The organism is Acinetobacter sp. USHLN143 (assembly GCF_037145695.1).
Taxonomy (GTDB): Bacteria; Pseudomonadota; Gammaproteobacteria; order Pseudomonadales; family Moraxellaceae; genus Acinetobacter; species Acinetobacter fasciculus.
The window spans coordinates 1-25,240 of the sequence record NZ_JBBCWZ010000024.1 but is presented as its reverse complement, the minus strand read 5'-3'; the positions used below and the strand labels follow the sequence as shown (position 1 = coordinate 25,240).

Annotated in this window: 26 protein-coding genes and 2 pseudogenes; 22 read left to right on the top strand and 6 right to left on the bottom strand. The window is 44.3% G+C overall.

Annotation, left to right across the window (positions count from 1 at the left end; translation table 11 throughout):
* Window positions 1-3: 3 nt before the first annotated feature.
* The 11 genes from nuoH to WFH18_RS08340 all read left to right on the top strand — a co-directional run bounded on the left by nuoH (window position 4) and on the right by WFH18_RS08340 (window position 10,036).
* Window positions 4-1,020: an NADH-quinone oxidoreductase subunit NuoH gene (gene nuoH, locus WFH18_RS08390; RefSeq protein ID WP_153566937.1), complete on the top strand. Its 1,017-nt coding sequence runs from the start codon at window positions 4-6 to the stop codon at window positions 1,018-1,020.
* An 18-nt stretch (window positions 1,021-1,038) separates the two neighbouring features.
* Complete coding sequence (gene nuoI / locus WFH18_RS08385) at window positions 1,039-1,581, top strand: NADH-quinone oxidoreductase subunit NuoI (protein WP_004280771.1); 543 nt, start codon at window positions 1,039-1,041, stop codon at window positions 1,579-1,581.
* Complete coding sequence (nuoJ, locus tag WFH18_RS08380) at window positions 1,581-2,099, top strand: NADH-quinone oxidoreductase subunit J (RefSeq protein ID WP_171054322.1); 519 nt, start codon at window positions 1,581-1,583, stop codon at window positions 2,097-2,099. Before nuoI ends, nuoJ begins: the two co-directional genes overlap by 1 nt.
* Window positions 2,099-2,407, top strand: coding sequence for an NADH-quinone oxidoreductase subunit NuoK (nuoK, locus tag WFH18_RS08375; RefSeq protein ID WP_004280769.1), 309 nt, complete (start codon window positions 2,099-2,101; stop codon window positions 2,405-2,407). The genes nuoJ and nuoK overlap by 1 nt, the downstream gene beginning before the upstream one ends.
* Window positions 2,404-4,299, top strand: coding sequence for an NADH-quinone oxidoreductase subunit L (gene nuoL, locus WFH18_RS08370; RefSeq protein ID WP_005265973.1), 1,896 nt, complete (start codon window positions 2,404-2,406; stop codon window positions 4,297-4,299). Before nuoK ends, nuoL begins: the two co-directional genes overlap by 4 nt.
* Window position 4,300: 1 nt before the next feature.
* On the top strand, window positions 4,301-5,914 hold the full coding sequence (nuoM, locus tag WFH18_RS08365; protein WP_004280767.1) for an NADH-quinone oxidoreductase subunit M: 1,614 nt from the start codon (window positions 4,301-4,303) through the stop codon (window positions 5,912-5,914).
* A 3-nt stretch (window positions 5,915-5,917) separates the two neighbouring features.
* The gene (nuoN, locus tag WFH18_RS08360) at window positions 5,918-7,462 is read left to right on the top strand and encodes an NADH-quinone oxidoreductase subunit NuoN (RefSeq protein ID WP_005265972.1); all 1,545 of its coding nucleotides are present in this window, start codon (window positions 5,918-5,920) and stop codon (window positions 7,460-7,462) included.
* 123 nt (window positions 7,463-7,585) lie between these two features.
* Window positions 7,586-8,221 carry a uracil phosphoribosyltransferase gene (gene upp / locus WFH18_RS08355; RefSeq protein WP_004280765.1) on the top strand — a complete coding sequence of 212 codons (636 nt, stop codon included), beginning with the start codon at window positions 7,586-7,588 and terminating at the stop codon, window positions 8,219-8,221.
* An 84-nt stretch (window positions 8,222-8,305) separates the two neighbouring features.
* Window positions 8,306-8,599: a cold shock domain-containing protein gene (locus WFH18_RS08350; protein WP_005106209.1), complete on the top strand. Its 294-nt coding sequence runs from the start codon at window positions 8,306-8,308 to the stop codon at window positions 8,597-8,599.
* Between the two features lie 192 nt (window positions 8,600-8,791).
* Entirely contained in the window at window positions 8,792-9,151 is a 360-nt protein-coding gene (locus tag WFH18_RS08345) for a hypothetical protein (RefSeq protein WP_005265971.1), read from the top strand.
* Between the two features lie 162 nt (window positions 9,152-9,313).
* Window positions 9,314-10,036: a cold shock domain-containing protein gene (locus tag WFH18_RS08340; RefSeq protein WP_005265970.1), complete on the top strand. Its 723-nt coding sequence runs from the start codon at window positions 9,314-9,316 to the stop codon at window positions 10,034-10,036.
* 39 nt (window positions 10,037-10,075) lie between these two features.
* Here WFH18_RS08340 and gigC read toward each other — a convergent pair whose 3' ends face one another.
* Window positions 10,076-10,954, bottom strand: coding sequence for a LysR family transcriptional regulator GigC (gene gigC / locus WFH18_RS08335; protein WP_005265969.1), 879 nt, complete (start codon window positions 10,952-10,954; stop codon window positions 10,076-10,078).
* Window positions 10,955-11,039: 85 nt separating this feature from the next.
* Here gigC and WFH18_RS08330 point away from each other — a divergent pair, with 85 nt between their 5' ends.
* The gene (locus WFH18_RS08330) at window positions 11,040-11,801 is read left to right on the top strand and encodes a ferredoxin--NADP reductase (RefSeq protein ID WP_004732056.1); all 762 of its coding nucleotides are present in this window, start codon (window positions 11,040-11,042) and stop codon (window positions 11,799-11,801) included.
* Between the two features lie 220 nt (window positions 11,802-12,021).
* Here WFH18_RS08330 and WFH18_RS08325 read toward each other — a convergent pair.
* A pseudogene (locus WFH18_RS08325) lies at window positions 12,022-12,363 on the bottom strand (transposase domain-containing protein); the annotation flags it as partial.
* 108 nt (window positions 12,364-12,471) lie between these two features.
* A complete protein-coding gene (locus WFH18_RS08320; protein ID WP_004280758.1) occupies window positions 12,472-12,894 on the bottom strand; it encodes a hypothetical protein in 423 nt (140 codons plus the stop codon).
* A 149-nt stretch (window positions 12,895-13,043) separates the two neighbouring features.
* Here WFH18_RS08320 and eat point away from each other — a divergent pair.
* From eat to WFH18_RS08285, 7 genes and pseudogenes are all read left to right on the top strand, one after another.
* Window positions 13,044-14,486 (top strand): annotated as a pseudogene (gene eat / locus WFH18_RS08315) (ethanolamine permease).
* A gap of 25 nt (window positions 14,487-14,511) precedes the next feature.
* Entirely contained in the window at window positions 14,512-15,909 is a 1,398-nt protein-coding gene (locus WFH18_RS08310; RefSeq protein WP_305158026.1) for an ethanolamine ammonia-lyase subunit EutB, read from the top strand.
* 9 nt (window positions 15,910-15,918) lie between these two features.
* Window positions 15,919-16,734: an ethanolamine ammonia-lyase subunit EutC gene (gene eutC / locus WFH18_RS08305; protein ID WP_005265959.1), complete on the top strand. Its 816-nt coding sequence runs from the start codon at window positions 15,919-15,921 to the stop codon at window positions 16,732-16,734.
* Between the two features lie 138 nt (window positions 16,735-16,872).
* Window positions 16,873-17,205 (top strand): hypothetical protein, encoded by a 333-nt coding sequence (locus tag WFH18_RS08300; RefSeq protein ID WP_005265958.1) that lies wholly within the window; start codon window positions 16,873-16,875, stop codon window positions 17,203-17,205.
* 201 nt (window positions 17,206-17,406) lie between these two features.
* Window positions 17,407-19,353: a mechanosensitive ion channel gene (locus WFH18_RS08295; protein ID WP_005265957.1), complete on the top strand. Its 1,947-nt coding sequence runs from the start codon at window positions 17,407-17,409 to the stop codon at window positions 19,351-19,353.
* Window positions 19,354-19,421: 68 nt separating this feature from the next.
* The gene (locus tag WFH18_RS08290) at window positions 19,422-19,589 is read left to right on the top strand and encodes a hypothetical protein (RefSeq protein WP_005106221.1); all 168 of its coding nucleotides are present in this window, start codon (window positions 19,422-19,424) and stop codon (window positions 19,587-19,589) included.
* 129 nt (window positions 19,590-19,718) lie between these two features.
* On the top strand, window positions 19,719-19,868 hold the full coding sequence (locus tag WFH18_RS08285; RefSeq protein WP_005247874.1) for a hypothetical protein: 150 nt from the start codon (window positions 19,719-19,721) through the stop codon (window positions 19,866-19,868).
* A 29-nt stretch (window positions 19,869-19,897) separates the two neighbouring features.
* Here the strand turns inward: WFH18_RS08285 and WFH18_RS08280 are convergent, their stop codons facing one another.
* Entirely contained in the window at window positions 19,898-21,097 is a 1,200-nt protein-coding gene (locus tag WFH18_RS08280; RefSeq protein ID WP_005265956.1) for an NAD(P)/FAD-dependent oxidoreductase, read from the bottom strand.
* 187 nt (window positions 21,098-21,284) lie between these two features.
* Here WFH18_RS08280 and WFH18_RS08275 point away from each other — a divergent pair, with 187 nt between their 5' ends.
* Window positions 21,285-21,608 (top strand): DUF4870 family protein, encoded by a 324-nt coding sequence (locus tag WFH18_RS08275; protein WP_005106226.1) that lies wholly within the window; start codon window positions 21,285-21,287, stop codon window positions 21,606-21,608.
* Here WFH18_RS08275 and WFH18_RS08270 read toward each other — a convergent pair.
* Complete coding sequence (locus WFH18_RS08270) at window positions 21,605-22,486, bottom strand: 1-aminocyclopropane-1-carboxylate deaminase/D-cysteine desulfhydrase (protein ID WP_005265955.1); 882 nt, start codon at window positions 22,484-22,486, stop codon at window positions 21,605-21,607. The genes WFH18_RS08275 and WFH18_RS08270 overlap by 4 nt on opposite strands.
* Window positions 22,487-22,666: 180 nt before the next feature.
* Here WFH18_RS08270 and WFH18_RS08265 point away from each other — a divergent pair, with 180 nt between their 5' ends.
* Complete coding sequence (locus WFH18_RS08265; protein WP_005265954.1) at window positions 22,667-22,849, top strand: NF038215 family lipoprotein; 183 nt, start codon at window positions 22,667-22,669, stop codon at window positions 22,847-22,849.
* 103 nt (window positions 22,850-22,952) lie between these two features.
* Window positions 22,953-23,576 (top strand): LysE family translocator, encoded by a 624-nt coding sequence (locus WFH18_RS08260; protein ID WP_004280739.1) that lies wholly within the window; start codon window positions 22,953-22,955, stop codon window positions 23,574-23,576.
* A gap of 69 nt (window positions 23,577-23,645) precedes the next feature.
* Here the strand turns inward: WFH18_RS08260 and WFH18_RS08255 are convergent, their stop codons facing one another.
* Window positions 23,646-24,833 (bottom strand): ammonium transporter, encoded by a 1,188-nt coding sequence (locus WFH18_RS08255; RefSeq protein WP_005247869.1) that lies wholly within the window; start codon window positions 24,831-24,833, stop codon window positions 23,646-23,648.
* Window positions 24,834-25,240 lie beyond the last annotated feature (407 nt).

The window sequence follows — 25,240 nt, the reverse complement described above, 5'->3', positions numbered from 1 at the left end:
TTCATGGAACAAGAATTAATCCGTCAAACGCCGCTGTGGGCTGAAAACTGGCCAATTGCCTATTCAGTCATTCAAGCGATTGTGATCTTGCTGGTTGTAGTGCTGATCGCTGCGTTGATGTCTTTTATTGAACGTCGTTTACTCGGCTTGTGGCAAGACCGTTACGGTCCGAACCGTGTTGGTCCGGGTGGTATTTTCCAGATTGTTGCCGACATGCTGAAAATCATGTTCAAGGAAGACTGGACACCTAAGTTTGCTGACAAATTGACTTTCCGTATGGCTCCAGCAGTTGCGATGGCAACTGCGGTGCTGTCGTTCATGGTTATTCCTGTATCACCTTATTTAGGTGTAGCAGACATGAACATCGGCCTGTTGTTCTTTATGGCAATGGCCGGTATTGCAGTTTATGCAGTCCTGTTCGGTGGCTGGTCATCAAACAATAAATATGCCTTACTGGGCGGTTTACGTTCTGCAGCTCAAACCATTTCTTATGAGGTGTTCTTGGGTATCTCGTTGATGGGTGTAGTGGCAATTGCCGGTTCATTCAACATGCGTGAAATCGTTGAAGCGCAAAAAGATGTCTGGTTTGTGATTCCTCAGTTCCTTGGCTTCCTGATCTTTGTGGTTGCAGGTGTTGCGGTAACGCATCGTCACCCATTTGACCAACCAGAAGCAGAACAGGAATTGGCAGAAGGTTACCATGTTGAATACGGCGGTATGAAGTGGGGGATGTTCTTCGTTGCGGAATACGTCAACGTGGTACTGATCTCTGCATTGATCGTGACTTTATTCTTTGGTGGCTGGCTTGCGCCATTCAACCTTGATATTCCGTTCCTTCCAGCAGCATTCTGGTTCATTATCAAAACAGCATTCTTTGTAATGATGTTTGTACTGGCGCGTGGTTCATTAATGCGTCCACGTTATGACCAGGTGATGAACTTTGGTTGGAAAATTTGCTTGCCATTGGCGTTGGTTAACCTTTTGGTAACTGGTGCTGTGATTCTGATGAATCAGGCCTAAGACAGCAGGGAGAACAAAATGTTTAAATTTCTAGCTGGATTCGGGTCAATCGTTCGTTCGTTGTGGATGGTGTTCAGCCACGCAACACGTAAACGTGACACCATTTTATATCCGGAAGTGCCGGCCGAAGAAATCGTGCCACCACGCTTCCGTGGTCGTATCGTATTGACGCGCGACCCTGATGGCGAAGAACGCTGTGTGGCATGTAACTTGTGTGCGGTTGCCTGTCCGGTAGGCTGTATTTCACTACAAAAAGCAGAACGTGAAGATGGTCGTTGGTATCCGGAATTTTTCCGTATCAACTTCTCGCGTTGTATTTTCTGCGGTATGTGTGAAGAAGCGTGTCCAACCACTGCGATTCAGATGACCCCGGACTTCGAGCTTGGCGAATATGTTCGTCAGGACCTGGTCTATGAAAAAGAACACCTGCTAATTTCTGGTCCTGGTAAATATCCTGACTATAACTTCTACCGTGTAACCGGTATGGCAGTTGCAGGCAAGGACAAAGGTCAAGCACAGCGTGAAAGTGCACCTGTTGATGTACGGAGTCTATTACCATGATGTGGCCATTTTATTTAATGGCCCTCGTGGCCATTGTCTCTACGGTTCGCGTGGTGACTAACGCGAATCCGGTACATGCTTTATTAAGTCTGATCGTGTCATTGCTTGCAGTCGCAGGCATGTTCCTGATCGTCGGTGCGCCATTCGCTGGTGCGCTGGAAGTAATTGTTTATGCGGGTGCGATCATGGTGTTGTTCGTGTTCGTGGTGATGATGCTGAACTTGGGTGAGCAGACCGTTGAACAAGAACGCAAATGGTTGACTTCATCGGCTTGGGCTTATCCGGCGTTGATGAGCTTCCTGATCGGTTTGGTGCTGGTATGGGTATTAAACTCTGATTACACACAAGCTTCACTGGTAATGGGTACAGAAATGGTAGGCCCGAAAGCAGTGGGTCAAGCACTCTTTACGCAATACTTGTTGTTGGTTGAAGTTGCCGCGATGTTATTGCTTGCTGCATTAGTAGCTGCATTCCATTTGGGTAAACGTGAACCAGATGCAGAAGAGGAAAAAGAATAATGGGCAACATCCCTTTAGAGCATGGTTTGATCGTTGCATCTATTCTCTTTGCACTGGGTTTTTACGGTGTAATGGTGCGACGCAACCTACTATTTATTTTAATGAGCCTTGAAATCATGATGAACGCTGCTGCTTTAGCGTTCGTCCTGGCGGGCAGTGCATGGGCACAGCCAGATGGTCAGATCATGTTTATCCTGATCCTGACGCTTGCTGCGGCAGAGGCTTGTATTGGTCTTGCGATCGTCCTTCAGTTCTATCATCGCTTCCATCACCTGGATGTGGATGCTGCTAGTGAGATGCGCGGATGAGTTATTTATATCTAACAATTTTATTTCCGCTCATTGGTTTTGTCCTGTTAGCGGCGGGGCGCAACAAGCTTCCGGAATCTGTTGCAGCGATGATTGGTGTGGGTGCAGTCGGTTTATCTGCACTGTTCGCACTGATTGCAGGTATGGACTTTGTTAACAATGGTTCAACTGCAGTAGTACAACATCTTTGGACTTGGTTCAGTGTTGGCAGTTTTGCTCCGGGCATCAGCTTGCAGCTGGATGGCTTGTCTTTATTGATGCTGGGCATGGTCACTGGTGTGGGTTTCTTAATTCACATCTTTGCATCATGGTATATGCGCGGTGAAGAAGACTTTGCACGTTTCTTCTCTTACTTCAACCTGTTCGTTGCCAGCATGTTATTGCTGGTATTGGGTGACAACCTGGCGTTGTTATTCCTGGGTTGGGAAGGCGTAGGTCTGTGTTCATACCTGTTGATCGGTTATTACTACCAGAACCCGGCAAACGGTCTGGCGGCAATCAAGGCATTTACTGTGACCCGTATTGGTGACGTATTCCTGCTGATTGCCATGTTCCTGATCTTCCAGCAATTCGGTACCTTGAACATTCAGTACATCGTCGAAAATGCGGCGACTGTAATGATGCAAAGTTCATCTCTGACCATCTGGACAGCATTGCTCTTATTCTTGGGTGCGGCAGGTAAATCTGCACAGATTCCACTGCAAACATGGTTAGCCGATGCGATGGCAGGTCCGACACCTGTTTCTGCATTGATCCATGCTGCAACGATGGTAACAGCGGGTGTTTACCTGTGCTGCCGTCTGTTCGCAGTCTTTGAACTTGCGCCAGAAGTGATGGTATTTATTTCGATCACAGGTGCGGTGACTTTGCTTGTGGCTGGTTTTGCTGCACTGGTTCAAACCGACATCAAACGTATTCTGGCTTACTCAACTATGAGTCAGCTCGGTTATATGTTTATGGCGGTAGGTGCTGAAGCATACCAAGCAGGTCTGTTCCATATGCTGACTCACGCATTCTTCAAGGCATTATTGTTCTTGTCGTCTGGTGCGGTGATTCTGGCTTACCATCACGAACAAAACATCTTCAAGATGGGCGGTCTGTTCTACAAGAACAAATTCCTGTTTGCATGTTTCGCGATTGGTGGCGGTGCATTGGCAGCGATTCCATTCCTGACGATTGGTTTCTTCTCAAAAGATGCGATTCTTGCTGCAGTCTGGACGCAAAGTCATATTGCTGGTTTACCAGTGTATAACACGCTGTACTGGGTCGGTGTTGCAGGTGCATTCTTAACCTCTATTTATACATTCCGTTTAATTTGGGTTGTATTCTTTGGCAAAGAAAACACACCTTATCATGAAATCCAAGGTGCAACTTACTGGGCGCCACTGGCAATTCTTGCTGTACTTTCAACAGGTCTGGCGATCGTCCTAAAAGCACCGGTAATGAGCATTCTGGATGCTGCACAAATTCCAGCCTTCATTATTCCTGAAGCGCTTGAAGCAGGTGCACATGGTGCTGAATACATCGCAATTGCTGTTGCTTTGACAGGTCTTGCAGTGGGTGTCGTACTGTTCGCTTTTGCTTACAATGCAGTCAAACGTTTTGCAGCCACTTCTGTAGGTGCTGGCCTGGTCAACATCTGCCGTAATGCATTAGGTTTCGATACGCTGTATGACCTCATTTTCGTGAAGCCATATTTAATGTTCGCGAAGATCTTTGGTCGTGATCCAATTGATGGCCTATGGCTGGTACTTCCTGCACTTGTTAAAGGTGGTCACAGCTTTACAAGTTCACGTCAAACCGGTTCACTGCGTGAATATGCATCTAGTATGGGGCTCGGTGTCGTTGTCCTACTGATGATCTTGATCGTGATTCAGGTCGTGGGGAAATAAAATGGAAGCTCCAAACAATATTATTTTGCCGGCTCTGATCCTCATTCCGTTCATTGCAGGTTTCATATGCTGGTTGGTCGATAAACTCGACCAACACTTGCCGCGTTATATCGCGCTGATCGGTATGCTGGTGACCTTGGTCTTGACCATAGTCCTTTGGCAGACTGGTACTTACAACTATGAATTAGGCGGTGCTACACCTTCGTGGGCTGCCGAATTCAAATTGCCTTGGATTCAAACCCTGGGCATTAACATTCACTTAGCAGTGGATGGTTTATCACTTCTTATGGTTGGCTTGACTGCACTCCTGGGTGTATTGGCAGTAGGCTGTTCATGGGGCGAGATTCAAAAGAACGTTGGTTTCTTCCACTTGAACCTTTTATGGTCTTTAGGTGGTGTCATCGGTGTGTTTCTGGCGATTGACTTATTCCTGTTCTTCTTCTTCTGGGAGATGATGCTGGTGCCGATCTACTTCCTGATTGCCCTTTGGGGTCATAAAGGGGCAGAGGGCAAGTCACGTGTTTATGCAGCTAACAAGTTCTTCATTTACACGCAGGTTGCCGGTTTGGTGATGCTGATTGGTATCCTTGGTCTGGTGACTGTGGGCTATACTATGACTGGCGAAATCCGTTTCGACTACAACTATCTATTAGGTGTGGCGAATACGCTTGACGCTCAGGCGCCAGCGGTGGCTTATGCATTCATGATCTGTTTATTCATCGGTTTTGCGGTAAAACTTCCAGTTTTCCCATTACACGGCTGGTTACCAGATGCGCATGCGCAAGCACCAACAGCGGGTTCTGTCGATCTTGCAGGTATCTTGATTAAGACTGCGGCGTACGGTTTATTACGTTTCGTGATTCCGTTCTTCCCGGCAGCGTCTGCACAGTTTGCAGACTTCGCAATCATTCTTGGTTTAATCGGTATTTTCTACGGTGCTTGGTGTGCTTTCCAGCAAACCGACATGAAACGCCTGTTGGCTTATACCTCTATTTCACACATGGGCTTCGTTTTACTTGCGATCTACGCAGGTAACATCCTGACCTTCCAAGGTCTGATGATCATGATGTTGGCACATGGTATTTCATCTGCTGCACTGTTCATTATGTGTGGTCAGGTATATGAGCGTGTGCATACGCGTGATATGCGTTTGATGGGTGGTATGCGTGGTCAATTCCCGTATCTTGCATTCTTCCTGATGTTCTTCGTTGCGGCGTTGGTTGGTATTCCAGGTCTAGGTAACTTCATTGGTGAGTTCCTGATCCTGATGGGTGCTTATGCGAAATTTCCGGCGTTTACCATTCTTGCGGCAATCAGCTTGGTATTTGCGGGTTTGTACGGTTTGATCCTGATTCACAAAGCCCTGTTTGGTGTACCAAATGAAGCACAACAGCAGCACTATACAAATCCATTAAAAGATCTAAATGCACGTGAAATCGCATTATTGTTGATCTGTGCGTTTGGTCTACTTTGGCTTGGTCTATATCCACAAAGCTTCCTTGACGTTTCTAACTCAAGCATGGCGTGGTTAGCGAATAGCTACATTCCAGTTCAAGAAGTGGTTGAAGTTGCTGATCAAGTAACGACTCAACTTGAAAATGTGGAGATCCAATAAGCCATGAACTTCACAATGTCTTTTTCTGAGCTTATGCCTCTAGCACCTGTGATGATCGTGTCGTTAACTGCGATCGTCGTGATGTTGCTGACCGCAATCAAGCGTAACCATAACTTGGTGGCTACCACCACGGTGATTGGTTTAAACCTTGCTGCGTTCTATATCATTTTCGTTTTGTTGGCAGGCGTGTTTGCACCTGCCAACGTGATGAATCTGTTCATCGTAGATCCATTTACGATGCTGTACCAGTTTGTGATCCTGATTGCTGCACTTGCATGTGCAACGCTATCTCACGCGTATATCGAAACCTATAAAGATAACCGTGAAGAGTTATATATCCTGATGCTGACATCCGTTGCGGGTGCCATGCTAATGGTGGCTAGCTCACACTATGCATCATTCTTTATCAGCCTTGAGTTGATGTCGATTCCTGTATATGGCTTGTTGGCATATACACATCAACGTTCTCAATCGCTTGAAGCGGGTGTGAAATATCTGGTGCTTTCAGCAACTGCGTCAGCAATGCTGCTCATGGGTATGGCATATATTTATGCATATACAGGTACTTTAAGTTTCGTGGCTGAACCAGGCAAACTGTTTACTGTATTCAGTCAACCGGCTGTCGTGATTGGTCTGGCATTAATTGTATTTGCAGTAGCATTTAAATTATCGCTGGCACCATTCCACAAATGGACACCAGACGTATATGCTGGTGCACCAGCGCCAATCGCGACTTTCCTTGCGACTGTTGCGAAAGTAGCCATGATTGGTCTGTTTGTTCGTTATGCGTTGTCTTCGGGTCTAATTCTGGCAGACAGCTTCGTCACGATCATCTCAATTATTGCGGTTCTGTCTATCCTTGCAGGTAACTTGCTGGCGGTTCGCCAAGTGAACTTGAAACGTATCTTGGCATACTCTTCAATTGCACACTTTGGTTATTTGCTGGTTGCCATCGTAAGTTCACGTAATACGGATTTCTTACAAGTTCAAGGTTTCGCGACTTTTGAAAGTGTAAACGTCTACGTGATGACTTATGTATTAACCACGATCGGTGCGTTCGGTGTTGTTACGCTGATGTCTAGTCCGTATAACAATACGGATGAAGCGGGTAGTCTGGCTGAATACCGTGGTTTGTTCTGGCGCCGTCCAGTATTAACTGCTGTATTGACAGTGATGATGCTGTCTCTTGCAGGTATTCCTTTAACTGCCGGCTTTATCGGTAAGTTCCTGGTAATTAAAACTGCGGTTGCAGGCGAAGCCTGGTTCCTGACTGCGATGGTTATCTTGGGTTCTGGTATCGGTTTGTACTACTACCTACGTGTGATGGTTGTGCTTTACATGACACCACCTGAAACACCACGTCTAGATGCGGTGAATCATTGGGGTCAAAAAGTGGGCGGTATCATGGTACTTCTTGCTGCGCTTGCGGTACTTGTGATCGGTGTCTACCCAGATCCAGTAATTGCAGTATCTAAATATGCATTCTTTGCCATGTCACCTGAATTGCAACAGTTCATTTTCACTTTGGTTCAAAGTGGTTTTAACTAATATCTGCAAAGATTGACGTTATTACAAAAAAGCCTCCATGATTGGGGGCTTTTTTATTTATACAAATCAATAAAAGCCTTTATAATAGCGGAAATTTATCTTTAACCTTTTAGGTGTTCTCCCGTGGCAATCCATGAAATCCGTCATCCACTCATTCGACATAAGCTTGGTTTACTCCGTCGTGCAGATATTAGTACCAAAAATTTCCGTGAGTTAGCTCAAGAAGTGACCATGCTTCTGACTTATGAAGCAACTAAAGACCTGCCAATGGTTGAACATGATATTGATGGCTGGAATGGTGCTGTTACAGTTGACCGTATTGCGGGTAAAAAAATCACGGTTGTGCCAATTCTACGTGCCGGTATTGGTATGCTCGACGGTTTCCTGAACCTGATTCCAAGTGCAAAAGTATCAGTACTTGGTTTAGAGCGTGATGAAGAAACTCTGGAAGCACGTACCTATTATAAAAAACTGGTTCCAGACGTACAAAACCGTATCGCGATGATCATTGATCCAATGTTGGCGACTGGTTCTTCTTTAGTGGCTGCCATTGATGTACTGAAAGCCAGCGGCTGTAAAGATATTCGTGTGATGGTTCTGGTTGCTGCACCAGAAGGCATTAAGCGTGTAGAAGCTACGCATCCGGATGTGGTGATTTTTACTGCTTCTATCGATAATGGCTTAAATGAAAATGGTTATATCGTTCCAGGTCTTGGCGATGCTGGCGATAAAATCTTTGGTTCAGTTCAAAAAGACTAATTTTTGAATATGATGAAAAAAGGGGCTACTACAGCCTCTTTTTTATATAATGTAGACAGGGCATTTTCAGGATAGGACAATAGCATGAAAGATGAATTGTATCAGGGCAAAATCAAACAGTATGACCCTGCCAAAGGTTTCGGTTTTATTGGCTGCGCTGAGGGAGATGTATTCTTCCATATTTCAGACTTCCCTGCAGCAGAAGGCGAGCCAAAACGCAATGAACGCGTGAAATTTAATGTTGTTGAAAATGGCGATAAGTACAAAGCGATTAAGATTGAACGTGTCGAAGACAACTCAAAGAAAGCTAAAAAAACCAAAGTGGCGACACACAATAAATCAATTACATCGGTATTGTTAAACAACTTCCGCGGTTAATAGATAATCTTCATACTTAAATCGTGTTTAGTCACATTTAAAAAGAGGCTTTCGAGCCTCTTTTTTATAGTGCCACCGCTTACATATTCAAAGAGACAGATAACACATAAAAAATCCACCAAATAGCAACAATGCTGAGCATTTCCTTTGGCTTAGAATACAAATTAAATGAATTCTATAGAGAAAAGTGTCATGTTTACGGATGGAAAAATTAAAACTTACGATTCCGAACGTGGTATGGGTACTTTGGAGTTGGTAGGGGAAGCTCAAGAGTTAAGTTTCAAGTTACAGGATCTACCTTCGCCTGAAATTGAGCCACAAATTGGAAAGCGGCTTAAATTTAGTATCATTCCTCAACAAGAAAGCATGACCTTAGACAACATGGTACGTCTAGATATTAAAGCGCAGGATGAATTTGTGCCAGAAGTCGTCGCCTTGCAATCCTTGGCACCCACAGTCGCTGTTCCTGTACGTAATTCACTTTTCTTTAGTCCGACCCTATGGCTGGCATTGGCATCAGCTGTTGGTTTTATGATTTTTGGCGAAGTATAAATAAAAACAGAAATTTTATTTTTTTACTTTTAACTAGGGATCTATTCTTCCGCCATAAGATGCACTTCTAGTTTTTATGTTTCTGCTTTAGAGAATTTTACAAAAGATTTTCAGTCTCTTTTTGATTACAATCATAAAAAATATTAAAGATAAGAGCGAATTATGTTTCAAGAGGGGAAAATCAAAACCTATAACGAAGATCGTGGTTTTGGTTTTATTCAGATCGAAGGGCAATCCAAAGATTTATTTTTCCATGTCAAAGACTTTCCCAATAAAAATATTCCGCCAAAAATGGGGGAAAAATTAAAGTTTTTGATTGTGGAAGATAATGGAAAGTTTAAGGCAAACCATATTATTCGCTTGGATATTAAGCAAGAAGTTCCTGTTACACAAAACAATGATCTACATGGAGATACTGAAACCAGAGCTTCTCTACGTTATGAAAAGAAAAAATCATCAACTACATCAAAAATAATCACAATATCAGGACTGGTGATTATGGTGATTCTTGCTGTTCTTGTTTATAACAAATACCAAAGCTACCAAGTTCAAAAACAGCAAAAGCTGGAAAGACTGATGGTAGAGCAGCAACGAATTGTCGCTGAGCAGCGAGCAGCGCAAGGTGATCTACCTATGCAAGGATTATCTGAGCAGGGCAGGAAGAACCTGGAAAATCGCGGCACTGAGTTAAGAAGCCAAAGTAACCCCGTTAATCCGAAAACTTCAGAAACGGCTGCACCATCTGTATCTCAATTTAAATGCGATGGTCGAGAACACTGTGGTCAGATGGGTTCTTATGAGGAAGCATTATTTTTTATTCGTAACTGTCCGAATACTAAAATGGATGGTGACGGCGATGGGATACCATGTGAAAGTCAGTTTTGATGAATCATAAAAAAAGCACCTGAAGGTGCTTTTAATATTTTAGCTTTCACAAAAATTCATAAAGGCTCTCAGACCGGGACCCTGATATTTCTGGCGATGTACCAGCATAAACAGAGGACGAGTCAGTGACCAGAATGGTGTATCCAGAATTACCAATTGACCTTTTTCACGTAAAGGCTCAATTGCAAGTTTGGAAATGCAGGACATGCCGATTCCGCCCGCTACGATTTTTAAAATCGCTTCATTATGACCGAGTGTTAGACGGATATTGGCATCCGGCACATCTTTTAAAATGGCATTGTCAAACACTTCACGGGTACCTGAACCTTCTTCACGCAAAATCCATTCTACAGATTTGAAATCTTCAGCGGTTAGTTCACTGTTTAATTGCGCAAGGGGGTGGTCTGGTGCACAGCACACAGCCAGCTCATCATCACGCCAATGGATACATTGGAGCTGTGGCAAATGACATGAACCTTCAATTAAGGCAAGATCCAGCTGGAACTGATTCACCGCTTCAATCATTTGACGGGTATTACCGACTTGAAGCTGTAAATGTGCTTGCGGCTTGATTTTCAAGAAATCGGCCATTAGGTCAGGAATCAGGTAATCTGAAATCGTCAGGGTTGCACCTAAACGTAAATCGATACTTTGAAGCTCACCTTTAGCGACTTGTTCAAAAGATTCACAACGACCTAAAATTTCCAGGGCTTGAGGGAGAAGAAAGCGCCCCAGGTCATTCAGCTGTAAACGTTTGCCTAGACGGTCAAATAGTGGAGCACCCAGACCATCTTCCAGATCTGCTAAAGCCATACTAGCCGCACTTTGTGTAAGCTTGACGGCATCGCTAGCCTTCGTTACGGTACCCTCTTGTGCCACTGCTACAAAAACAGCCAATTGGCGTAAAGTCATGCGCATGAGTAGAGCCTTAACATTTAAAAAATATTAATAAATTATGTTGCCATGCTACCATGAGCACAGTCTTTCATGCCACGTTGAAATCATGTCAATTGAAAAATTTACCCGAGAAAAAGTTTTATCTGTACACCGTTGGACCAATACATTATTTAGTTTTACGATGACACGCCCGGCACATTTTAAGTTTACCGCAGGGCAGTTTGCGCGTATTGGTTTGCAAGTGGGGGATGAACTGGTGGTTCGTGCCTATTCGGTAGTGTCATCTCCTTTTGATGAAACTCTGGAGTTTTTCTCGATTGTCGTTCCAGAAGGTAAATTTACTTCCAATTTACAGCACCTCAAAGTCGGGGATGTGCTGCATCTGGAAAAAATTCCTTATGGTTATCTGACTCTGGCACGTTATCAATTGCCTTTGCCTAAAGACTTGTGGTTACTGGGTACCGGCACGGGGCTGGCACCGTTTATTTGTATGTTGCAAGACTTTGAAACCTGGAGAAAATACGAAAAAATCAATCTGGTTTATAGTGTGCGCACCCGGGCAGAACTCGCTTATGTAGACCGGATTCAGGAAATCGCCGAGACCTTTGGTGAAGGACATACCGGTTTTAAGTTTATCCCGATTATTACCCGTGAGCCTGATGCACCTTTGCACGACCGTTTACCGATTTTGATTGCCAATGGTGAGCTGGAAAAGGCAGCAGGTATCGCGTTTAATCCGGAAACGACGCATGTCATGCTTTGTGGTAACCCGGATATGGTCGATGATACCAAAGAAGCCTTAAAAGCTCGTGGCCTGACCATGAACCGTCGTGGTGAAGGAAATATTGCGGTCGAGAATTACTGGTAAGGTTGAAGGATTTATGAGCAAAACCCCCTGCTTGAAGGCAATGCGGTTCCTTTAACAGGAGCGAGATTGTGATATCTAGGGGATAACGGTTTTTTGACATCTTAACTGTTCGAGGCCTTGTAGGCTTCGAATGCTTCTCCAAAAACAAACTACCTATCCCTGATCTAAGTTCCGATAGAAGTCTCCCATGATCAGCTGGATAATGCTGGTGTCCCTAGTGTTGACCGGTCTGGTGAAATAGCCACTCCACAGGATCTGCACCAAGATGTTTACGTGCTTCGGTTAGACCAATGCGCGTCAGCAAGTCATAAGAGGTTAACCACTTATCGCAAATATTGAGTCTTCTTGCTGCTGCATGGATGAGGACATCACGAAAAATCGCCATTCCAAGAACCAGCCAAAATACCTGATCTGCAGGCAAGCACCGCCTGTGAATAGTCGCGGAACTGCTCAACCTGAGTGTGGACTCGACCCACTCAACGGGGATATTGTGAATAAAAGTACTCAGATTCAAGAGATTAAACAGATTATTAAGATCTAGAATATCCTGCTGAAATACCATAAAAAATCCGATGCCAAACCTGCCATCGGATTCTCTAATAAATTCCATGATGATTCAAATATTTAAGTGAAAAGCATTGCCCATCGCGGAGGTTTTTTCGATTCAAGCTTAATGCACAAACATATCCATGGATTCACGGATTTCCTGAATGGCGGTTTCGACATCGGGGCTGAGCCAGGTCGGTTCAAAGAATCCGGCATAGTGCTCAATACGGTCTGCAGGCACTACCAGACGCACCGGACAGTCTTCTTCTAGTAAGCGCCATGGAATAATCGGCACTTCATTATCCAGCCATGCCGTTACATCTCGAATATCGATAATCATCGCATTGACACAGTCCGGAAAAGGCATCACGGAAAATTCTTCGGTACGACGACGGAAATATTCCAGATCCTGCCAGCGAAGCAGGAAGCTTGGCTTGCTAAATTCAATAATTCCAATCAGATGCTGATCACGACTGTAGTGCAGCGTACATTGATGTGTGACGTCAGTATCAAGATCAAGCGATACACTTTGTTGACGATACGCCATATAACTCGGGTGTATAAATGAGAAGGTGGATAATTATAACGCATTTCATCGCTGAAAGGCAGCGTCTCAACTGTCTTCACTAAAGCCTGCGGAACTGGTATGGCTTATGCATATCTTCAGGGAACAACGATAAAAACAACGAGGTTGCTATGTCAGAGTCAAAAAGTGTGATTGATACCAGTGTGACTGAAACAGCAGTACAAGAAGATTATTTTGCCTTGCGCCAGCTCAAGAAAGGCGCCGTAGGTTGGCTGCTTCTCGTCGGTCTGGGGGTCGCGTATGTGATTTCCGGTGACTTCGCTGGCTGGAATTTTGGTTTGGCACAGGGGGGTTGGGGAGGCATGTTTATTGCGACCATTGTGGTGGCATTCATGTATCTGTGTATGTGTCTGGCCATGTCCGAAATGTCGACCATGCTGCCGACTGCAGGTGGGGGTTACAGTTTTGCTCGTACTGCTTTTGGTCCCTTTGGCGGCTATCTGACCGGGAGTGCCATCCTGATTGAATATGCCATTGCTCCGGCAGCAATTGCCTGTTTCATTGGTGCCTATTGCGAAGCCTTGTTTGGTATTGGCGGCTGGATCATTTATCTGGTGAGCTATCTGGTTTTTATGGGCTTGCATCTGAAAGGTGCAGGTGAAGCACTCAAGATCATGTTTGTGATTACCGCAATTGCTGCGGTTGCCTTGATGGTGTTTATCTTTGGCATGTTGCCTCATTTTAATAGTGCAAACCTGTTTGATATTGCGGTCAGTACGGAAGCGGCGGGTGCAAGCAGTTTCCTGCCATTGGGCTATCTGGGCATCTAGGCAGCAGTGCCTTATGCGATCTGGTTTTTTCTGGCAGTTGAAGGGGTGCCGCTGGCAGCAGAGGAGGCCAAAGAGCCAGCTAAATCCTTGCCGCGTGGCCTGATTGGTTCCATGCTGATTCTGGCATTCTTTGCGCTAAGTATTTTGTTACTCGGTCCTGGCGCAGCAGGTGCAGATACGCTGAAAAATTCCGGTGCACCGCTGGTGGATGCCTTGGTTGCAGTGTATGGCGCCAATACCTGGATGGCAAGTTTCGTGAATTTTGTCGGTCTCGCTGGTCTGATTGCCAGTTTCTTCTCGATTATCTATGCCTATTCCCGTCAAATTTTTGCGCTCTCACGTGCCGGTTATTTACCGAAAAAATTGTCCTTAACCAACAGCAATCATGCACCTTATTTGGCCATCATTATTCCAGGGATTATTGGCTTCCTGTTATCCCTTTCAGGTGAAGGTGATTTGCTGATTCTGATGGCGGTCTTTGGTGCCACTATTTCCTATGTCTTGATGATGATGTCCTACATCAAGCTTAAACTGTCTCGACCAAATCTGGCACGTCCGTATAAAGCACCGGGCGGTATTGTGACTGCGTCCATTGAGCTGGTACTTGCTGCGATTGCAGTGGTTGCAGGCTTTCTGGTCGATCCAAAAGTCTGGTTAATGGCAGCCGCTATTTACGTGGCACTGATTCTCTATTTCCTACTGTATAGCCGTCATCATCTGGTGGCCGGTACACCGGAAGAAGAATTTGTCCGTATCGAGGCAGCAGAAAAGGAATTGAAATAAACCATCTTGCAGGGAGAACTTGCTTATGTTGTATCAGATCAATGTGGCCAGTCAGCATTATGTCTTTGAGGATCTAAAAACCTTATTGGCCAAGGCTACGCCTGAACGTTCTGGTGATCAGCTGGCAGGGATTGCGGCCGTGGATGCAACCGAGCGTGTCGCTGCACAAATGTGTCTGGCAGAGGTACCGTTACAGCAGTTTTTGCAAGAAGCAGTGGTTCCTTATGAAGATGATGAAATCACCCGCCTGATTCTGGATGAACATGATGCTGATGCCTTTTATCCGATCTCGCATTTTACTGTCGTAGATTTCCGTAACTGGCTGCTGAGTGCAGATGCCACCACAGAAAAACTTGCTGCTTTAAAAATGGGCCTGATTCCGGAAATGGTGGCGGCAGTGAGCAAGATTATGCGTAATCAGGATCTGATTCTGGTGGCAAAAAAAAGTCGTGTAGTTACGCGGTTTAGAAATACCATTGGTCTGGAAGGGCATCTTTCCACCCGCTTGCAGCCGAACCATCCGACTGATGATGTGATGGGAATTTCAGCTTCGATTCTGGATGGGCTGATGTACGGCAATGGTGATGCAGTCATCGGAATCAACCCAGCTACAGATAATCTGCAGAATTTGACTGAGCTGCTCAAACTACTCGATCACGTTATTCAGGAATATGATATTCCGACTCAATCTTGTGTTTTGACCCATATTACTTCTGGCATTCAGCTGGCAAATAAAAATGTTCCGATTGATTTAATGTTCCAGTCCATTGCGGGAACCGAAAAAGCCAATACCGGTTTCGGGATCAATCTGGCGCTGTTGCAGGAAGGTTATGAGGCCGCTTTAAGCCTGCAACGCGGCACCGTGGGCCAAAATGTCATGTATTTTGAAACCGGACAGGGCAGTGCCTTGTCTAGCAATGGCCATCATGGCGTGGATCAACAGACCGTGGAAGCACGTGCCTACGCCGTGGCGCGTAAGTTTAATCCCTTGCTGGTCAATACCGTGGTCGGCTTTATCGGACCGGAATATCTGTATAACGGCAAGCAGATTATCCGGGCCGGGCTGGAAGATCATTTCTGTGGCAAGCTGCTCGGTGTACCAATGGGCTGTGATATTTGCTACACCAATCATGCCGATGCCGATGCCGATGCCGATCAAGATGATATGGATGTAATGCTGACCTTGCTTGCCAATGCCGGACTGAATTTTATTATGGGTATTCCCGGTTCAGATGACGTGATGTTGAACTATCAGACAACCTCCTTTCATGATGCGCTCTACATCCGGCAATTACTGGGATTAAAACCGGCACCCGAATTTGACTACTGGCTGGAGCATCAGGGAATTTTGGCGCAACAGTCTAATCAGCTGCACTGGCCAACAGAGTTGCCGAAGCAATTTTTACGTCTAATCCTGTCTTGAGGAAGTACTATGAAACTGATTGCCGGTGTGAAATTTGAGTCCCAATTACAGGATAATCCCTGGCAGAAATTAAAAGCCTTTACTGATGCACGGATTGCCTTAGGTCGAACTGGGGGCAGCTTGCCGACTCGACCAAGTCTGGAATTTCAGTTGGCACATGCGCAAGCTAAAGATGCGGTACTGAAGCCACTTGATGTTGAATTCTTAAAATCTGGCTTAGCTAAAACGGGACTGCCTATTCTGGAAATTGAAAGCCAGGCGGTAGAGAAAGATCTTTATCTTAAACGTCCCGATCTTGGGCGTGTGCTTTTAGAACAGTCCAAAACGATATTGCAGCAATACCGGGCCGAACATCAGCAACATTGGGATGTAGCCATTGTGCTGGGAGATGGGCTCTCGGCACGTGCCATTGAGGAAAATAGCCCGCATTTTATTTCGGCGTTGCTGGAGGCTTGTAAAGAACAAGGCTGGCAGATTGCCCCCTTGGTGATAGCCCGTGGCAGTCGTGTGGCACTTGGCGATGAAGTGGCAGAAATTTTACAGGCGAAAATGCTGGTCATGCTGATTGGCGAACGGCCGGGTTTGAGCTCACCGGACAGTATGGGAATTTACTACACTTATAATGCTTTTAAAGGTTGTCATGATGCCTTGCGTAACTGTATTTCCAATGTCCGTCCTGCCGGCTTGACCTATCCACTTGCCATCCAGCGACTGGTGGCATTGATGCGTAAATCCTGTGAGTTACAGCTTTCAGGAGTACAGTTGAAAGATGAACACCAAACCCCAGTCGACATACAACATAGCCCGGCCAAACGGCTATTTTAAAGCAGTAACCAGCAGAGAATTCTGATGGATTAGTGACTTACATCCCGTCACCATCTCACCATGTTTTGTCACAGAAGCCCTATTCACAGCTTGTTATTCTAAAAATCTACTTATGAATAACAAAGAGTGAGAATGGTTATGGTCGATGATTTCAATAAAAAGCCACCTTTAAATCATCAAGCAGACGTGACGCAAAAAAAGCGTATCCCTGTTTATATCTTGATTTTGGTCGGTATTTTTTTACTCGCACTACTGTTCTATATGTTTGCTGACATGAATCCAGATGCGAATGATGCTCCTGCAGGACATCCAAATCCGAATGTACAGCCTGCTACCCCAAATAATTCAACTCCAGTCGGTGAGCCTACACAAGGCACCGCCACCATGAATGATGGAACGGAAGCCACAGCAACCGTAGGTGATAGCACAGAAGCAACAGCAACTGCGACTGATGGACAGGCGACTCAATAACTGAAAATACCTGAAAAGCTCTAGTGAACCACTGGGGCTTTTTTGCAATGGATGGTGATGTTTTAAGGTAGTGCCATCTACCTGGCTTGAGTCTGAAAACATCAAATCTAATATGAATTCGGAAGAAGAAGGGGCTGATTGTTTCAGGGAGATGCCCCCGATTTCAGATAAATAGCTTAATAACAAAGAGGGTAGAACAACATGAATGATTATATGAGAAGCCCACGTGGAGGCTTCGATGCCATGTACTACTGGGATCAGTTTCATCCCATTCTTAGTGCAATTGCCATATTAGTAATTGGCTGGATCATTGCGTTACTGGTCTCGGCAGGCGTTAAAAAGCTCTTGCAAAAACTGGGCACCAATACACATTTAAATACGGCGACAGGTCATCACTCCAATGTGGAGAGCATTATCGCCCGCGTCGTGTTCTGGATTATTCTGATTATTGCCGTGATTGGTGCGCTGAACGTACTTAATCTGACCAGTGTCAGCGGTCCATTCAGTAATATGATCCAGCAGTTCCTGTTATTTATCCCGCAGTTACTAGGTGCAATTGCAGTCGGATTCATAGGTTGGATTGTGGCCAATCTGGTGAAGATAGGGCTACAAAAACTGCTAGACCGAACGCAACTCGATGAAAAACTCAGTGCTGAAGTCGGTGTCAGTCCGATTAGTAAAAACATCAGTGAAATTGCTTACTGGTTAATTTTATTACTGTTCTTACCAATCGTGCTGTCTATTCTGGGTCTCAACGGTCTGCTGTTACCAGTTCAGAATATGCTGACCGATGTTGTTAGTTACTTACCAAACATCTTCATTGCTGCAGTCATCATTTTTGTCGGTTATATCCTGGCGAAAATTGTGCGCGGTATTGTTGAAGGACTATTAAACAGTCTGAACGTACAGCAACATGCTGAAAAAGTAGGCATCTTCAAAAACTCGAATGTTTCTCAGGTGATTGGTTCATTTATCTTCGCCGTGGTGATCATTACCGCACTGATCATTGCATTTGAAGCATTGGGTATCGAGGCCATTTCTCAGCCTGCTACAGCCATGCTGTATGAAATCATGAATGCCATTCCGAATATCATCGCTGCTGCGTTGATTCTGATTCTGGCGTATGTGGTGTCTAAACTGGTAGCACGTCTGGTAGTTGAAGTAGTTGCCGGTACAGGTGTTGATGAAATTCCTGCCAAACTGGATATCCAGCGTTTTTTAGGCACGACTAAACTTTCCAGTGTAGTCGGTTTCCTGATCGTTTTATTCACCATGCTATTTGCGGTATCTGAAGCAGCGAACCGTCTGGGCTTTGAACAGATCAGTGGTCTGATTGCAATGTTCATCTACTTCGGTGCCAATATCCTGCTCGGTGCGGTGATTCTGGTAATCGGTTTCTGGCTGGCAAATATTGTTGCGAATATCGTACAACGTGGTGAATATAACAGCTCACGCTGGTTAGCCAATCTGGTTCGTGTTCTGATCATGGGACTCGTTGTGGCAATGGGTCTGCGTGCCATGGGTATTGCCGATTCAATTGTTAACTTGGCATTTGGTCTAACTTTGGGTGCTGTAGCAGTGGCATTTGCCTTGGCATTTGGTTTGGGTGGTCGTCAACCTGCGGAGCGTGTACTCACAGATTTGATCGATAAAGCCAAACGTGAGGCCAAAGACCCCAATCCAGTCAAAGAACAAGCTGAGAACAGCATATTTTCTGGATTAGGTGGCAAGACCACAGGTACAAGTGCAGCTGATATGTCAGGCACTACAGGTGCGGCGATGGGTATGAGTTCTACCGATAGCTCAATGAGCCAGTCCTTTAGCGGTTCGCAAACGGCTACAGGTACTAGCGATTCCTCAATCTCAACTCCAGGAGCAGGCATCATGCCAAATCAGGATTCAGACAAGAGTACGCGTATGAGTACGGATTTATCCCATACTACCCCGGCAATCCTTACCACTGCACCACAGGATGATGAGTCATTAGGTATTGATCCTGTCAATCCGGATGCGGATCAGGCCGTACCAGATTCAGTAAAAGTCGATCCGACTCATCCACCAGCCAATAATCCATTTGGTTCAACCGGAGAAAAAGAGCCAGATGTCGATATTGATCGTTCAACTCAGAAAAAAGATGACCTGAAATAACCTTTTATTTTTAAGCAAAATCGACCACGCTCATGTGGTCGATTTTGTTCAGTCATAAGGAAAAATGAATGAATACCAAGAAACCTAACAAAGTTCTGGCGCCTTTAGTCATTGCAGGAATTACGATTGGCTTTTTTACCGCTGCCTATCGATTTATTTTTGTAAAGAGCAAGCAGGACGAGCAGTCTGAGCGGGAGCTGGATAAGAAAATACCAGAGGCAGACGAATTTAACTGAGAAGTCAATCCTGCTCAGTCGCTAGGAATAGAATTTATTTTTTAAAAAATATAGAATATTCAAGTGAATACTAAAATGATTTTGGTATTTTTCTTGCATTAAAAATATAAAGAAAAGGAGATCAACAATATGTGGAAAGCACTGCAACATAAATTCATGGCATCTTCAGCAGATGACTTACCGCTATGTCTGCGAGAAGCTCAAAAAATGCAGCTGGCGATTGACCGTCTAACCAATACGGCCAATCTTAACCTGTTTAAAACAGATTATCTGGAATGAGTTAAGTAGCAATCCAGATTATCTATTGATTAAATATATTCCGATGCGGCATGTGCCGATGACCATGCCCATTGGAAATTATAACCGCCCAAATGTCCGGTAACATCCAGTACTTCACCAATAAAATACAAGCCTTTCTGCTTTTTACTTTCCATGGTTTTTGAGGATACTTCCGTGGTGTCTACACCACCCAAAGTCACCTCCGCCGTACGGTAGCCTTCTGTTCCTGAAGGTTTCACTTCAAGGCCATGCAGACGTGCCGCAATCTGTTCCAGCTTATCATCGCTGATATTACCAATGGCAGTTTCAGCACTTTCAGTCCAGATCAGAATTTGTAATTCAGCCACCACACTTTTCGGTAAATATTCATTGAGGAGTGTACGTAATAAGACTTTGGGCTGGCTTTGTTTTTTTGCTTTAAAGAAATCCAGTAAGTCTACACTCGGTAAGAAATCGACCTTAAAGCTTTGACCGACATTCCAGTAGTTAGAAAGTTGCAGGGAACTCGGCCCACTCAAACCGCGATGGGTAAATAAGAGGGCTTCGGTAAAGCTGTTAAGTTCATTAGAGAGTGTTGCTTCTACGGCATTACCACTTAAGCGCGTGGTCACTTCTTTAAATCCGTCAGAGAAGGTAAATGGAACCAGTCCGGCACGAGTCGGATAGAGGTGATGTCCAAACTGTTTTGCAATCTCATAGCCAATGCCTGAACCGCCAAGCGTAGGAATAGATAAACCGCCAGATGCCACGACGACAGATTCAACTTCAAAATATCCCAGTGAGGTCGCCACCTGAAAGCCTTGATCATCGACTGGATTCACTGCTTTCACTTCGCAACTGGTCTTAATATCGACCAGACCGGTTTTATCACATTCTGCCAGCAGCATCGACAAGATATCTTTTGCACCATTTAAGGTAAACAGCTGTCCATGTTTGCGCTCTTCATAAGCAATGCCATATTCACAAACCAAGCCGATAAAGTCCCAGTTGGTATAACGCGTTAAAGCTGAAATCACAAAATGTGGATTGTGTGAAATATAATTGCTCGGTTCGACTTCCAGATTGGTGAAATTACATTTACCACCGCCAGACATCAGGATTTTTTTGCCAACCTTGTTGGCTTTTTCCACCACCACGACTTTACGCCCACGTTGCGCAGCCATATACGCCGTCATTAAACCTGAGGCACCGGCACCTATGACTAGAACATCGTATTGCTTGGAAGACATCACACACTCAAGGGAGAAGAAAAGGGAAGCATTATAGACAATTTTATTTCAGCTTTCTCTATTCCAGAAAAATCAGTTCCGTGATTGCAGATTTGCAGCGCATTTTAAACATAAAATATTTGAAAGCTGCTTAAAACTCATGCATAGCTTTTGTACAAACTAAAAACATAATAACAAGGAAAAGCGAATGGCAAGTGCGGAAGATTTAAAACAATATAATCTGATTACATATATTCTTTATATTTTAGGATTTTTTCTTGGTCTTACCCCATTTATTGCGATTGTGATGAATTATATCAAGCGTGATGAAATGCGCGGTACCTGGCTGGAAAGTCATGTCGATTGGCAAATTAAAACCTTCTGGATCAGTTTGCTGGGTTATATCGTCGGTGGCTTATTGACTGTGATCTTGATTGGCTTCCTGATCGTGTTTCTGGTCTTTATCTGGCATATCTACCGCTTGGTCAAAGGGTTAATTGCCTTAAATAACAATCAACCAATTCAAGCTTAGGTTGCTGTAAAACCAAAGGGAATATTACGGCCTTGCAGACCACCACTATGAATGACCAGCAGTTTTGATCCAGCCGGAAAATAATTTTTCTCGATCAAATCAAAAATTCCCATCAGCATTTTAGCCGTGTAGATCTGCTCCAGTGGAATTGAAAATTCGGCCTCAAAATCCCGGATAAACTGCACTAAGGCTGCACTGGTTTTGGCATAGCCACCACAGCAATAATCATCGAGAATGTTCCAGTTGGTTTTTTTCGTCAGCTGGGCGACTTCATCTTTTAAAAATGAACCTTTCAGTGCAGAAAATCCTAAAACCTGTTGATGCCCATGACTGGCTTCGATCAATCCGCTGATGGTGCCACCAGTCCCTACTGCACAACAAATGACATCAAATTGCGCATCATTTTCTTTTAAAATTTCCTGACAACCTTGAATCGCCAAAGCATTGGTTCCACCTTCAGGAATAATATAATGATTAGGAAATTGTCGAGCGAGTTCAGCCAAATACTCAGGCTGTTGCTTGCGCCGATATTCATCACGACTGACGAAATGCAACTGCATCCCGAATTGCTGGGCGGTGGCTAATGTTGGATTCAATGTTCGATCAGCCAGTTCTTCACCCCGAATCACTCCAACACTCTGAAAACCAAACTGTTGTGCGGCAAATGCAGTTGCCGCAATATGATTGGAGTAAGCACCGCCAAAACTCAGAATATGCTGATAACCCTGTCTTTTGGCTTCAAGAAAATTATATTTCAGTTTAAAAAACTTGTTGCCCGAAATTTGCGGATGCACCAGATCCAGACGACGTATTGTTAAAGTAATATCGTGAAAATTAATCTGTTGATCTGGAATATTTTGGGCAATGGTTTCAAACATAAAAGTTCGCAAAGTTCATGATGTAAGCATTATAGCGGAAGTGCTAAAAATCAGAGCTTTTGAATAGGCAATCGCGAGCTGATCGCTGTCGAATTGGTTGTAGATTGTCACAAATATTCTGCTGATAATTTAAACAATAATGCTAATCTAAACAGAGGAAACCCTGAGGAGGGTAGAATAATGAAAATATTATCCTATGCTGTGTTGTTAGGCCTGTTGCTCAGTTTGTCGGGCTGTGATGATGCGTTGAATAAACCTAAAACAGAAACCCGTACCATGATTATTGGTGGCGTACCTGTACATGAGCAGGATTATCAACTGCTAGACAAGCATTTAAGTGCTCAGGATCAGTTAAAACCTTAAGTGATTGCAAACGTTAAAATTCATGATAAATCCAGAAATTTTTACAGCAAATCTTCAGGTTTTTGCTTAAAATAGCCCTTCAATTTTTAAGTCAGGTTATCTCGTGGAATCATTCTGGATTTTAGGTTCGATTGCTTTTGCCCTGATGTTAGGCGCAATGAGTCCCGGGCCGACTTCTATTTATGTAGCAAAAAATTCAATTGCTATTTCACGTAAACATGGTTTATTTACTGCATTGGGTACTGGTCTCGGCGCAGCGATTTTTGGTCTGCTGGCGGTACTCGGTTTACAGGCATTTTTGCTGGCTGTACCTTCGGCTTATCTGGCTTTAAAAATTTGTGGGGGACTATATTTACTTTGGCTGGCATTTAAAATCATTAAACATGCCAAAGATCCGATCGAAGCGGATACAACCATTAGCAAACAGATGTCTTTACGCCGTGCTTTTACCACTGGTTTAATCACACAGTTGTCCAATCCCAAAATTGCGATTGTGCTGGCCAGTATTTTTACCGCGTTATTGCCCAAAGAAATTCCAACGTATTTTTATTTTGTTTTGCCTGTCTTATGTTTCTTTATTGATGCAGGCTGGTGTTCACTAGTCGCAGTTGCATTATCTGCGGAAAAGCCACGTCGTGTTTATTTGAAGTTTAAGGCTTTGTTTGACCGCGCAGCAGGCGCAGTTATGACGGTACTTGGCTTAAAATTAATTTTTGGTATGAAGTAATTACTTCATCTAGATGCTCTACTGATAAATAAAAAAGGCCCCTAGTCGTAGAGGCTTTTTTTATATCTATTAAAAAGTATTTTCTTCCGAATTAGCAGAAATACGATGAATCGACAAGTCTGCACCATTGAACTCTTCTTCCTCAGTCAGGCGAATACCCATCAAAACCTTAAGCAGGCCATACACCAAAAAACCACCCGCCAAAGCAATGACAATCGCCAGCACTGTACCTATGAGTTGTGAAATTAAAGACACTCCTCCCATTCCTCCAAGCCATTGCTGACCGAAGATACCCACAGCTAATCCGCCAAAAGCACCACAAACGCCATGCAAAGGCCAAACCCCCAATACATCATCCACTTTGAGTTTATTTTGGGTATAGGTAAAGAGTTTCACAAAAATAATGCCGGCGCTGATCCCGATAAAAAAAGCACCCAACGGATGAACGACGTCTGATCCTGCACAAATCGCCACCAGACCTGCTAAGGGACCATTATGCAGGAAGCCGGGGTCATCTTTCCCCGCAACTTTGGCTGCTATTGTTCCACCGACCATGGCCATCAAAGAGTTAATAGCGACCAGTCCAGAAATGGCATCCAGCCGCTGCGCGCTCATGACATTGAAGCCGAACCATCCCACAATCAGAATCCATGAACCCAAAGCCAAAAAAGGAATTGATGAAGGAGGATGCGCGGTGATCCGGCCATCATTTTTGTAACGGCCATGACGCGCACCAAGTAGGATTATTGCGGCAAGTGCCATCCAGCCGCCCATTGCATGAACGACAACTGAGCCGGCAAAATCATGAAAACTTGCACCAAATGCATGGGTTAGCCAATCCTGAAAACCAAGGTTGCCATTCCAGATCATACCCTCAAAAAACGGATAGATCAGCGCAACCAGAAATAATGTCGCTAAAGCCTGTGAACGCATTTTGGCACGCTCTGCAATCCCTCCAGAGATAATCGCTGGAATTGCTGCAGCAAAGGTCAACAGGAAAAAACAGCGCATCAGATTGTAGCCATGATCGGCAGACAAGGTTGCAGCATCATGGAAAAAGTGCTGACCGTAGGCAATATAGTAGCCCACTAAAAAATAGGCGATGGCGGAGATGGCAAAGTCGGTTAGAATTTTACTTAGGGCATTGACCTGGTTTTTATGTCGAACTGTTCCAAGCTCTAAAAAAGCAAATCCAGCATGCATGGCAAGCACTAGAACTGCACCGAGAAGAAGAAATAATAAGTCTATATTTTGCATGGTGCGTTCCAATTTAGTGCGCGGGATCACAAAAGAAAATCAGTATATAGAGGCAAATTGATTGTAGAAGAGGGCTAAGCAAGGGAAATTTTGATGAAGAATTTCTTGAAATTGATAAGACTCGATATAAAGCACGTTACTATTTTTTTGCACCAAACTAAGACATGGCGAGAGTTCATAAAATTCAGATTTATATTATATTTTTAGGTGTTTATATTTATCGTAAGAAAAACGGTGCTAAAAAAGCATGCTAAAGGTGCACGTAAAAAGTAAAAGATTTTTAAGAAAAAATTTAAAAATATAGGACTTACGCATTGACGGATTCAAAAAAGTATTACAATAGTTTATAACGTATCTGTGATCAGACGAACTAAACATGCTTCTACAGCAACTTGTACATTACCCAT